Source organism: Nitrosomonas sp., assembly GCF_021731985.1.
GTDB lineage: Bacteria > Pseudomonadota > Gammaproteobacteria > Burkholderiales > Nitrosomonadaceae > Nitrosomonas.
This window is the reverse complement of the sequence record NZ_JAKFWH010000061.1, coordinates 26722-39397: the sequence shown is the minus strand read 5'-3', so window position 1 is coordinate 39397 and position 12676 is coordinate 26722. Positions and strand designations below refer to the sequence as shown.

9 protein-coding genes and 1 riboswitch are annotated in these 12676 nt (G+C 48.0%); of the genes, 4 read left to right on the top strand and 5 right to left on the bottom strand.

Annotation, left to right across the window (positions count from 1 at the left end; genetic code table 11):
• On the top strand, nucleotides 1–606 hold a 606-nt coding region (locus tag QZ942_RS08520; RefSeq protein WP_292994635.1), incomplete at its 5' end, for an L-serine ammonia-lyase, iron-sulfur-dependent, subunit alpha.
• A 7-nt stretch (nucleotides 607–613) separates the two neighbouring features.
• Here QZ942_RS08520 and QZ942_RS08515 read toward each other — a convergent pair.
• Nucleotides 614–1969 (bottom strand): DUF3422 domain-containing protein, encoded by a 1356-nt coding sequence (locus QZ942_RS08515; RefSeq protein WP_292994633.1) that lies wholly within the window; start codon nucleotides 1967–1969, stop codon nucleotides 614–616.
• A 417-nt stretch (nucleotides 1970–2386) separates the two neighbouring features.
• On the opposite strand from QZ942_RS08515, the gene QZ942_RS08510 reads away from it, so the two are divergent.
• A complete protein-coding gene (locus tag QZ942_RS08510) occupies nucleotides 2387–2848 on the top strand; it encodes a hypothetical protein (protein ID WP_292994631.1) in 462 nt (153 codons plus the stop codon).
• 209 nt (nucleotides 2849–3057) lie between these two features.
• On the opposite strand, the gene QZ942_RS08505 is transcribed toward QZ942_RS08510, so the two are convergent.
• Nucleotides 3058–3297 (bottom strand): hypothetical protein, encoded by a 240-nt coding sequence (locus tag QZ942_RS08505; protein ID WP_292994629.1) that lies wholly within the window; start codon nucleotides 3295–3297, stop codon nucleotides 3058–3060.
• A gap of 518 nt (nucleotides 3298–3815) precedes the next feature.
• Nucleotides 3816–3901, top strand: a riboswitch (cyclic di-GMP riboswitch).
• A gap of 130 nt (nucleotides 3902–4031) precedes the next feature.
• Between QZ942_RS08505 and QZ942_RS08500 the strand changes: the two genes are divergently transcribed.
• Both QZ942_RS08500 and QZ942_RS08495 read left to right on the top strand, forming a co-directional pair.
• The gene (locus QZ942_RS08500) at nucleotides 4032–5567 is read left to right on the top strand and encodes a reprolysin-like metallopeptidase (protein WP_292994627.1); all 1536 of its coding nucleotides are present in this window, start codon (nucleotides 4032–4034) and stop codon (nucleotides 5565–5567) included.
• A 44-nt stretch (nucleotides 5568–5611) separates the two neighbouring features.
• Entirely contained in the window at nucleotides 5612–7822 is a 2211-nt protein-coding gene (locus tag QZ942_RS08495) for an acetate--CoA ligase family protein (RefSeq protein ID WP_292994625.1), read from the top strand.
• A 93-nt stretch (nucleotides 7823–7915) separates the two neighbouring features.
• Here the strand turns inward: QZ942_RS08495 and QZ942_RS08490 are convergent, their stop codons facing one another.
• The 3 genes from QZ942_RS08490 to QZ942_RS08480 form a co-directional block, all read right to left on the bottom strand.
• On the bottom strand, nucleotides 7916–8974 hold the full coding sequence (locus QZ942_RS08490; protein WP_292994623.1) for a CapA family protein: 1059 nt from the start codon (nucleotides 8972–8974) through the stop codon (nucleotides 7916–7918).
• Between the two features lie 131 nt (nucleotides 8975–9105).
• Entirely contained in the window at nucleotides 9106–10722 is a 1617-nt protein-coding gene (locus QZ942_RS08485) for a lamin tail domain-containing protein (RefSeq protein ID WP_292994621.1), read from the bottom strand.
• Between the two features lie 43 nt (nucleotides 10723–10765).
• Nucleotides 10766–12676, bottom strand: coding sequence for a 7TM domain-containing protein (locus QZ942_RS08480; RefSeq protein WP_292994619.1), 1911 nt, complete (start codon nucleotides 12674–12676; stop codon nucleotides 10766–10768).

Here is a 12676-nt window from a genome sequence, read left to right as displayed (position 1 = left end):
GAGAATCCGCAAAAAGCTAATTTGAACGACTGGCTGTGCGCTTATGCCATGGCGGTGAACGAAGAAAATGCTGCGGGTCATATGGTAGTGACAGCACCAACCAACGGTGCAGCAGGCGTCATACCGGCAGTTATTTATTATGCAGTGAAACATGAGGATGCAACACCGGAGCAAGTGCGTGATTTCCTGCTGGTAGCCGGTGCGATCGGCGGATTGATCAAACATAACAGCTCAATCTCCGGTGCTGAAGTGGGTTGTCAAGGCGAAGTTGGCTCTGCCTCAGCCATGGCGGCTGCAGGCTTATGCGCGATTAAAGGTGGTACAACCGAACAAATTGAGAACGCAGCGGAAATTGCGCTGGAACATCATTTGGGTATGACCTGTGATCCAGTAGGCAGCCTGGTGCAAGTGCCGTGTATTGAACGCAATGGTTTTGGCGCCATCAAGGCTTATACCGCGTCATCATTGGCAATACGCGGTGATGGTCAGCATTTTATGTCATTGGATAATTGCATCGCTGCCATGAAACAAACCGGATTGGAAATGTCGGTGAAATACAAAGAAACCTCTCTGGGCGGGCTGGCGGTCAGCGTCACCGAATGTTAATCAGCAATCACTTATCCCGATGCAGCTTTCTAATCACGTGGCGCAAACCGCTCACAACAAAAAAGACGCTAAGTACCACGACAGGAATCGCAATACCGGTTAGCAATTCAACATTAATATCCTGCCCCGCTGCCTGGAGTGCCTTTAAGCCATAGCCCAGAATACCCAGCAAGTAGTAGCTCAGCACGACAACTGACAAACCTTCAACCGTTTCCTGCATGCGCAATTGCACATGGGCACGATGATCCATGGATTTCAACAAATCGCGAATCTGCGCTTCCATGGACAGATCAACCCGTGTACGCAGCAATGCCGATGCACGTCCGAGGCGCATCGATAATGTTTCCAGTTTGGTATGCACCAACTCGCAAGTGCCCATCGCTGATGACAATCGCTGAATCATGAATTCCTGGAGCATCTGCAAGCCCTCAATACGCTCTTCGCGCAATTCGGTAATGCGTAATTTCACGATATCGTAATAGGCTCTGGATGCATTAAAACGATGGCTGGTTTGCGCGGACAACCGCTCGGTTTCCGCCGCCAAACGGGTGAGTTCATCCAGCAAACGCTGTTCATCTTCGATGCTGGTCAGTTCCACATTGTCAGCAATCAGTGTAGCCAGCCGCTGATCGGCGCGCGCCAATTGTGGAATGATCTCGCGCGTTACCGGCAATGGCAGCATCGCCAGCATGCGGTAAGTTTCGATCTCAAGCAGACGTTGCACCAGCCGTCCAACTTGGCGGCTGCGCAAATTTTCATCATGGATCAGTATGCGGCCAAAATTATCATGATGTATCTGATTATCACTCCACACACTGGCAGCACCTCCCGCCACCTTGGAACCAATCACTGTTCCAGAAGCAAATAAAATAGACAGTTCATGCAAGCTGCGCTTGGGTCGTGACCGGTCCTCCAAAGCAATATGCGTCGCCACCAGCAACTCACCGGGCAAACGAATCCACCACTCCTGCGGCACATATTCAATCGCCGGCTGCTCAAAAGGGATTACAAATGGTTTTGCGCGATAAACGGTATAAGTAGAGTATTCGGTATGCCGCTCCCAGCGGAGGCGGAATTCACCAAAATCCGCACTAAAATCATTTTCGTGCGTATTGGGCGGATTAATGCCATAACGATCACATAACTCACCAATCAATTGGCGTTCCTGATCAACCCAGTGACGCTCGGACATTAATACCAAATGAGAAAGCTGAACAGGCGGCGCCAAAAGTTCATACGCGACCGAATTGAGCTCGTTATGTAACTCCTGTCTTTGCGAATATTCAGGGATATCCAGCAATTTCTTTCTAAGGAAATCTTGGGGTTCAGTAGTCAATGAAGATCGCGGGGTGAGAGAATCCATAACAACGGCCTGATTAGATTTAACCAGTCGGTAGCATACCTAATTTTTATTACGAATAGATGAATCTTTTGACTATCATCAAAAAATCAACGCTCATCAAAGAACGTTGATTTATTAACATTCAGAGAGATACTTGCTGAGCCTAGCGGTTACTGTGAAGGATTTGAGATAGTAGGAAAACAAACATTTCGTCCGGAAAATACCTCACGTTAATAGCACAAGTTCTTTTTCATAAAGAGCGAGCTAATGCTAATCACTACTGTCATCTCACATTCCAAATTGTGTCCAATAATTTCTTACCCAGCTTTAGCAGTACATTTTTGATGTTGATCTGTGTATCATAAGGTCCAAGATTCTTAGCCTTGTTATGAAACCTGATTTTTATAACCGACAAACCAAATCAATACAGGAAAACCTATGGGCGCCATCTTCTTTTATATTGTTGTTTATTTCATGGGATATTACGGTTCCAATATTTTGAATATGTTAACGGTTCGTCCGTTCATTACTAACCGTTACATGGCCGCATTGCTGCCTGTTTATGGCGTTGCTTTAACGCATGCTTATGTGTTGGTGAATAGTCCGCCTCCTCAAGGCTCAGACGTCACAGTGGAATATGCATTGCTGGTTTTCATTACTATGCCCGTTGTGGTCGTTACGCTAGGCGCGGGTTATTTCATGTGGAACAGCAAAGGTAAAGATGAGGACCGTACCGGGGACAATCCAGCAGATGATGACAGGAACTCTGCTGAAACGGCTACCGCTGAAACCAGTGACCAAAAAACAGAAACACAATCTGGAAATACTGAATCATCTGATGAAAAATTAGTCAGCAAAGAAGTGGAAATCAACAAGAATAAAGACAGCAAGGAAACTTAAAAAAGTTAGCGCACAGGCCAAGCGTGTTATCCGGAAATATTGATCGCAGCAAGAATGTTGTAGTAAGCAATATAAGAGGGTATCGGCAATATCAGTTTCTGGTTTGATAAACACCATCTGTCAGCCATAAACGTTTCAAGCTACTAAAGAAATGCTCAGTAGGAAAGTTGACGCTCCTGTGTCAAGTAATTGCAGCTGCTTCAGACAATTCAGCAAGAAAAATCGGTGTCAAAGCCAAGTAGAGATATCCGCTTTACTCTGTTTTTCCCTTGCTGCAAGGTTGTACACCGTTCATCATTGGCAGGCTTACCAATAGGCATGCCCATCCAAGGATGATTGCGCGCAGGTTTTTGCTCCGTATTGCGCTGTGCCACCGATTTATCCACTCGCGCATTAATTATTTTGCTGTCTGCGACAGGAGCCTGCAAGAAAAATCGGATGTAGCTCACTAACAATATAACACCTCAAACAATGTTGAATTTCTTTATTTGACATTCCTTGTGCTGTACGTCGCATCACTTAGCCTTTTTTAGTATTTCTTCTCCATGTGCAACGTTTTTAATTCCCGTCCGCGATACTGGAATCGCTGGAATTCCGCACGTTCGACAGCGCCAGAACAAATTCCTTTTACTTCCTGCGCTTGTTGTTTCGGTTCATCCGTCGTTGCAATTTCTTCTGTCTGGCATTAACTACCTGATCAGATTGCACAGTCGAATAACCATGCTCTATAACCAATGATACCGCTCCCTTCTTATATTGCTCTGGATAGAGCCTTCGCTTTCCTATTTCTTTCATCCTTCACCTCGCTGTTTATAGTTTAACTCTTAACAAGGTGTCCAGATTTACTGAACCATTACATAATCAATTAGTTAAGAATTTTCTCAAGCAAGAATTGATCCTGCGATGTTAAAGATGGATAAAGTTTCTATCTACAAAACCGATTATAAATTTGTAAAGTTAGAGATTTAACTGAAAAAGGGAACCCTTGTGAAAGTGGGGACGAAAAGTTAATTATCTAAAGGGCTAACGCTCCAAGATAGCATGACTGCCAGATATATTATCGAAATAATGAAATTGATTTTCCCAAACCTTCCGGGAAGAATCATTTTTCCATTTCTCAGATAGTCCATTTTATACAGCAAGCTACTCTAGAGTAACTTATTAATTTTAAATGGATTAAGTTATGAGAAATAGCAAGAAAATTTTAGTAACTCGAATTTTTAACAACATCGTATTTGTTCTTTGTTTTTCTCTATTTATTCCTTTCGGATGGGGAAATGCACGAGCGAGTGAAATAGTTGATGTCATGGTGCTCTATTCGCCAGCAGCGGGAAAAGCTATTAATGAGAAAAATATTGTACACGCCATCATCAACACCAATACAGTGTTCAGAAACAGTGGCATTGATACCCGGTTGCGGCTGGTTTATTCAGCTTCTATTGACTTCCAAGAGATCGATTTTGCCGATTCCGATGTAGTCTTGTTGGCCATGGAATCCAAGATCGATGGAATTATCGACGAGATTCACACACTGAGAGACAAAAACGGGGCGGATTTAGTGTTGCTGATAGTTGATGCCCAGGGGGTATGGAATGGATGGACTAATGGGGATGCAAATGTTATGTACAAAAACGATTCAAGTTTGTCTGAGTACGCGCCATTTGCGGTGGTAGATTGGAAAAGCATGGATACTACTGCTTTTTCCCATGAAATCGGACATACCATGGGCGCTCAACATGATTGGTATGTTACTGCTGATAAAAAAGTTCCTTACCCTTACGCCCGCGGCTATGTCAGTACTGATGCGGGATGGCGTACAATTATGGCCTATGAGAATGAATGCCTGAACCTTGGAAAAAAGTGTCCACGGATTCCTTTCTTCAGTAATCCAAACATTAAATATAATGGAGTACCTACGGGAATTCCAGTTGGCACCAATACTAGCTGCAAAAATGGTGTGACTGCTAAACCGGATTGTGATGCCTACGATGCCTTAGCAATCATGAAAACATCTCCAACCTACGCAGGATTTCGGCCAGAGCTTTGGCAAAAATTGACTCAACCCGTTCAATCGTCCCCTCTGGATAATACGGTTTTAAAGACTTATTCCCCTGGATTTACATGGAAGCACAACCCACTTGCCTCCCAATATGCCCTGATGATTGGGTTATCACCTAATGGAAGTGGGATGGCCTTTATGGATGGAGCGAAGAATATTTTATCTTATCAGTATTATAACGCAGCTGATATCTGCTTGGACGGGGTGTGTAAAGTTGCTCCGAAAATGAGCGATTCTGATGGCCGCCACTATTGGAGCGTATGGGCGAGTAACAGCAGCGGATGGAGTGTCTGGACAGACCCGATTGATTTTACGCTTTACTCTAGCTCAATGAAAGGCGCCGTGGATGTAAAACCCTTGTCCCCTGCATCAGATCAGATCGTTGGCAGCCTCCCAACTTTTTCTTGGGAAGCTACAATAGGCGGACCGGGAATCCCCGATGCTAAAGATTACAGGATTCTAGTCTGGGATAGTTCAAAAAATCAAACCGTATATTCTACGGACTGGATGCCGGCGAGTTCTGCTTGCAAGGATGGTAAGCTATGCCAAGCGACCCCGAATATCTCTTTAGGTGTTGGAAAGTACTTGTGGCGAGTAAAAGCTCGCGGGTTGTATGGAGAGGGGGTGTATAATACCCGCCTTTATTTCACGGTTAAATAATGAATTTGGCAATCAGATCATCGAAAGTTTTTTCTGGGCCAAGTGTGTACGCTCAGTTCCCTGTTATCTTATTCTCACTTTCAGAATCAATAACATCGCCGGAACGGCAAACAGCCGCAATACTGTTGGACGCACTTGAAGGCATACTTCCGGGACTGCGCAACCACATGGAGTCCTGCGGCGTGACGGCCGGATACAGGCAAAATAGGGATGAAGGGGCGTCGGCTGTTTGCCATCTGTTCGAGCATGCATGCATGGTACTGCAGGGCGTGGTCGGTATCAAACCAGTTTGCGTCCGTGCGGAGGCTTCGCGCTGGCTGGGAGTAAGTGACGCAGTCGTGCCCTACGTGCCTGAAGAAGATCCTGATATTTGTTTCCATTCAGCGCAGTTGGCTGTCGAGCTACTAGCGGCAGCAGAGTCTGGGCAGCTTACCCGATCGCCAGAAGATGCAGAGCGCCTTGGCTTTGATGTGGAGATCCTACTAAGTAAATTCCATGCTTTTGTACAGAAGCACCGGTTAAAAAAACAGGACCATGCTCTCATTAGTGCTGCACGAGCGGGCGGCATTCCCGTTAGAAAACTGGCCGGTCGTTTGCTAGTTCTCGGTCACAGCCGTTACCAGCAGCGCATAAATGGAGCGAAGACCAGTTTCACCAACGTGGTTAGCGACGACATCGCTGCCAACAAGGATTACACACGCCGCATTCTCGCCTATATTGGCTTGTGTGCGCCGCGCTACAAACGTGTAAATACAGAAAGAGAAGCTGCCAAGGCGGCAAAGCACATTGGTTATCCGGTTGTCATAAAACCGAACAATGCTGACAGTGGTAACGGAGTCAGCATTGGCCTATATGATCGTAGCGAGGTGCGAGAAGCATACAAGCGTGCCCGTGAATTCGATCGCTCCGTGCTGGTTGAGGAGTTGATCGAGGGTAATGATTACCGTCTGCTGGTAGTAAACGGCAGATTTTGTACGGCGCTGAAGCGTATACCCGCTCACGTCGTTGGAGATAGCGTTCACTCAATCGAGCAGCTCGTTACTCAAGTCAATAGCCAGTTTCGTCTAGGAACTGACCAAGCGTCTATGCTGACCACTCTTCCGCTGGATGAACTGGCAGATCGTCTGCTCTTGGTTCAGGGTTACGACCGGCAGTCCGTGCCAGCCAAAGATGTGATCGTTTATTTGCGCCGTAACGCAAATTTGTCTGCTGGCGGTATAGCGCATGACGTAACGGAAAACGTGCATCCGGAAAACCGCAAGATTGCAGAGCGGGCGGCCCGGGCAATCGGGCTTGATATCGTCGGTGTCGACATTCTAACAACCGACATTAGCACTTCAATGTGGGAGAACGGCGGACGAATCAACGGAATCAATTCTCGTCCAGGCGACATCTTTCATCTATGGGCAGATGTAGACAAGACAGGACAAGCACTGAAGGCGATCATGGAGATGCTATTCCCACCTAATCAGCCAGCTCTGGTGCCGATCGTAGCAGTAACCGGCACGGGTGATACCGAAACCACTGCGCGGATACTGGCTAGTATGCTTACCAAGGCTGGTCGCCAAGTCGGTCTGATGGTTGGCGGGCGTGTTTATAGTGCCGGCCATGAGACCGCTTTGAGAGACATTTCACCACCGGATGCGGCGCGTGCCATTCTGCTTGACCCCGACGTGGACGTTGCTGTGCTTGAGTTGAAACCCGGCGACATTTTGTCGTTTGGTCTTGATAATAACCCCATCAATCATACCGTGATTGTTAATTCATCTAGATCAGGGCACGTCGATGACACAGGAGAATTATTCAACACTGACGTACTGAATGCGATACGTGTCGCTGCCTGCGCAACTATTGACACCATCTATGCTTTTGATGGCGATGATTTCGCCACTTCGATCATCCATGGCATTGCATTACCCAGGGTATGCAGGATCGTAACGAAGACCAACTATTCCAAACCTACAACCAGCCATCCTAAATCGACATCATGGTCAATCCTGGCAAAGATGGGTTTGAGAACTAAAAGTTCTAAAGAAGACCAACAGATGGTTGCGCATGAAGATACACTTTTGTTTGGAGGCATAAGCCCTGAGCAGTTCGAGCTTTTAAGAACTAGACTTACTGCCAGTGCGGGTGACATGGATACGGACAGTGCTCTCCGGGCAGCGCTAGCTGCAAGTGCCGCAGCGATTGGACTCGGCATTGAATCCTCGCACATCTACCGCGTGCTAAGTGAGTGTAGATTTAAGATTTAATTACTAGAAACCTCTGCAAGAATTTGTTTTAAGAAGAATATAATTAAAAAGGCAGTGAGCTAAGAATTCGCAGAAGGGCTTTTGCAAAGATCCCTACCAGATGGGAATCTCGAAATAGTAACCGAAACGATCGTGATGCAATCCGAAAGTCTCGATAGGAACAGATGCACTGTGGCTCTGCATCAACTGGACGATCTCGATGATCTCTTGCTCGTTTACCGGGCGTGATTGGAAGTCAGTCAGCTGATTATCGGTAAGAATCGGGTAGAGTCTGAGCTCGATTGAAATGGCTTCCGCTTCCGCTTTTATGCGCATGCAGGCGATTAGGCTGTAGGGAGGCGCATTGTGCTTGCTGTAGCCACCTGGAGAATTAAATACCAAATTCCCCAGGCTATACAACGTCCAGGCAGCGCCGATACGCTCTATACCGCCCAGCATATGCGCCCCATGGCCGACGATGAGATCTGCACCGGCCTCTGCCATGGTACGAGCCTGGAGTGCTTGTTCCGAGGAGTGCCAGTCATAATTTTCTCCCCAGTGAGGATAGACGATCACAAATGGTTGCGGTGTTTTGCTTTTAAGCCGTTCAATCTGGTTGCTGATGCGATTGATCGTAAGTCGGTTAACACCAGGCGAGTCGCCATTAGCGTAAAAACCATAACGATGCTTATAGACGGAGCGGTACTCGAAAGCACCAATCACAACTAGCGGCAAGTTTTTATCTCCTACGGTGACTTTCTTGCGGTAAGGGCGCTGCGCATCCAATGCAGTAAGGCCTGCGCCAAACCACTTGATCTGGTTTTTTTCCAGACTCTCAAACGTTTCAGCCAAGGCCTGAATCCCACAGTCAACGGTGTGGTTATTTGCTAGCGAAACAACACTGATGTTATGTTCTTTAAGAACTCTGGGGGATTCTACAGGATCTGACCAGTGGATGTATTTCTTGTGGCCTTCAAGGAGAGAATTCTTTTGCTGAGTCAACGGCGTTTCAAGGTTGGCTACGACTAGGTCAGATGCAAGTAGCAGCGGTGCCACACCCTGCAGTGAGTATGCACGCCCTTTAGACTTGATAAGATCTTCACCATTTAATCGAGACCGGTAGTTTTCGCCAAAACTTGTATCGCCAACGAATGTGATAAGGTATTCAGTCATCTAATTATTTTTAATGTGAGTATGTCTTAAGACGCGCTCAATTAGCGACGCCGGTAGCTATTTCTTCTTAGAATTGCCGCTGCCGAACCTCAAAACCAATGGATTTTGGGTTGCAATGCTTTGATGTTTATTTACCACACATCACCATTGCTTTTCAAGCCTGGCGACATAGGGATACTGGAAATCTTTCCGTGTACTTGCCACTGGCCATCGGGATCTGGCCAGCGAACGAGCGAGCTTTTCAGGGGAAGGCTGCCACGCCAGTGATCGGTATTACATACCATACCGCCACAATGACCCCAGGAAAGCCGTCTGACCGTTATGCCATTTGCATCGCGCATTGTTAGAATATCACCGTCATAATCAAGATTTATCCCGCTGGCTGACGTAGAACGTTGCACGATGGTGCCGCCGAATTCACCGGTGGGTATGCCACCACCGAACACAACTAACGCCTTTCCTGGCGCCAATGCGCGACCAAGCGGGAAGAGATGCCACGTGCGCCATTTAATACCTTCAAGCGTCCATCCTCCCAGACAGACCGGTGCATTACCTGCGTTAAAGATCTCAATAAACTGTTCATGTCTTGCATGAAAAACACCATCGTGGTTGGCATCATTCACGGTACCGATTGGATTAACCATGATTTCGTGGAAAACGAGCTTATTGGCTTCATCCGCTGTGCTTGATATGCAAACCGGTTCCGTTTTAGAAGCGAACAGCAAGTGGCCAGCTGAAGCAATCACCTGCTGGACATCGTGCTCAGCTCCTGGAGCCTGGAATAATTGCCACGCAAAAGGTGTGTTCAGCGAGCGCGCAAGCGATTGACCGGTCTCAAAATAATGTCGGCCACGAGCAAGCCGATGGACGCCCTGAGCCAGGGTCGCGGAATTATTGCGCACATTGCGGTCAGCGTCAGGTCCTTTGTTATCGTGCGTGCCAAGCAGCAGCATGAGTGGCGCAGATAAAAGTGCTTTTATATCAACACGTTCAGATGGTATGCCGCGTAAGCTGTAAGGCATACCGAAGTGTTTCCGATTATCGACTATCGGCAGGGTATACCAACCAGCGTTTGCAGCTACAGCACCGAGCACGCGCGCACAGGGTACGAAAGTTAGCATCCTGTGTGTGAATTGTGCGCCGGCACTGTGACCGAATAGGTAATAGCCGCGCTGTTTGCCATCAAGAGTCAATCGTACTGCTTCAAACACACGCTCGATTTCATTGTACAGATAAGCATCAGGTTTGTGATAGCGGCCTTCACGCACCGCTCGAGTATCTGCGCGGCCACGCGACGTAATGCCTAGTGTGTAATCTTCACTAGCCGGGTAGTATCGGTGCGAGAATTCGATCACAATGGTCAGCGCTTGGTAACGTTCAGCCACAGGCGCGGCGGTCTCCACGTAGTAGTCGGCATTGCGCTTTATACCGTGCATCACAAACCATATCGGTCCGTTTACAGGGTCAAAACGACTCGGTCGATAGATATGTGCTACCAAGATTTTGCCATCACGCGTGACAAAACCGATTTTGTTAAATCCACGCTTCGTCAACGCCGTTCGCGTTTGTGCTGCGTCAGACCAACTTGCAGGGGTAATACTGGCAGGACCTGTGTCGCGGGTACAAGATACGCTAGTATCGCTGCCGGTCTGGGCAATGGCTCCAGTACTCGCCAACATGCACGTCAATACCAGAGTTAAACCGAACCATCCTCCGCGTGGTACGATATTCGAAAACAATACGGACATCAGCGAACTCTGGCTGTACGTGAAGCAGCGTCTATGCTGTCAATCACTGCTGAATTAGTGGTAGGTGAATTTTCTTGCATACGCCATTAACTTGGAGTTTTGTCGCCAGCTCAGCTCCTGTACGCGCTGCCGCTAATTCGACGATATGCCGCAGTAAGCCATTCCAATCCAAGCCTGCAGCTTTGATCATGATAGCCACGGAGCCCTTGCGAGCAAAGATCCCTTGTACGTATATTCCCACGACACAAGGCTCGCCATCTGCATTCAGGCGAAGATCGACGCGTGCATAATCTCTACAACCCGCAACACGATAAGCACGGCAAGCACAGTCGCGGATGCGATCGGCTAGGGTATTTTCGATCAATGCGGGACACTCGCGTTGCTGACTAGAAGCATCGATACGCAGCAAAGGCAAACATTCCAGATGCATGTTTCCAAGTATTGTGACTCGGAATTCTGGCCCTGAAATTCGACTTTGAAGCAAAATCTCCTGATCGTAACTCGCGCTAATTCGTTCAATCGCCTTAGCAACGTCATTGCCCGTTTTGACTAAAATAGCTGCCTCGGGATCGCTGCGCGGGAGCACAAGCGCCGGAAAAGCTAAATCAGCAAGTGAAGAATCTGGGCCATGTAACAGACAAAAGAATGGAACCGACACACCAGCCTGCTGCAACAGAGAAAGCAACGTAAAACGATCCTGTAGCCGTGCATGGCCGATCGGATCAGGTCCAGTGTAGGCTATACCAGCCATCTCAAGCATAGCTGGCACATGAATGTGACGACCGTAACCTTGAATACCGTTACTAAGATTCAGTGCAATGCCGCCTGGTATACCGGTACGCGGATGAGGCACTAGGAATTTCCGCAATTCGTTCAGAAGCAATCTATCGCCTTCGACCACCTTGACGACATAGCCTTCGTCCTGCAAAGCATTGACCAGGTGCTGCACCGAATCTGACTGACTCTTAGCCGATGCGGCTGGCCCGAGTTGACCAATTGTGCCGTGTAACAATCGGTTGCGTATTACTGCCACTCGCGGTTTCCGAACCGTAGCAGTGGATGCTTTGTGTAGCAGTCTGGAGATGGTCGCACCAATGCCGGTGTTATGCCAGTCCTGAAACAGACGAAGGTCGAAGTACTCGGATACCAACACGATGTTTAGCAGTTGGAGTAACATCAGTTCTGGGAAGCGTAGCAACACGTCCAGCACTACCGAGTTGTTCATCAGCGTCACCAGTACCAGCGCAATGGCTATCGTCCAAGCCAGCCGCCAGGCAGCCGATCTCGGGGTTTCCGCATCCAACGTTCTAGCGACGGATTCGGCCATCATGGCCAGGATGATAACCGGGAAGAAGGCTAGGCTCCATATCCACTCCGAGCGTAACCAAGAACCAATAAATAGTGAAGAAACCAGGACGCACGCTGTGACGCTAAGGACTATGGAGACACGTGCATACAAAGGCAGTCGCACTCGTTGCATAGTCGGTCGCAGTAATATGATAACACCCACCACCACGGCGATAACCATAAGGCTAGGCAGAATGCCGATTTCGTAGAAACCCACTGCAACTAGCACCGAGCGGTAGCCAAGTACGCGCAAACCAAAGGTCAACCGCACAATCGAAATCAGCAGCGCCGCTGTGGGTAGCAGCAACAAGTAAACCACTGTATCGAGGTCAGAATGCGGCACCCATGTCAAAGTTAGTGTATGGTTGAGCATGGCGCCAAATTGACCCAATATATCGAGCAACGGCCAGTCAGCCAACGGCATACCTGGTGCTGCGATTACGCGGGCCAATACCATCAGTAGCGTCAATGAGATCAGTAGCAATAGCAACATTAAGCCATGTGACCCAAGATAGCCCTTGGGCTTCCATATAAGCCAAGGCTGCTTTTGATTGGTTGGCGGGGTCGTATACGTACCTAACTTGGGAGGGGGGATCATCCCATTCAT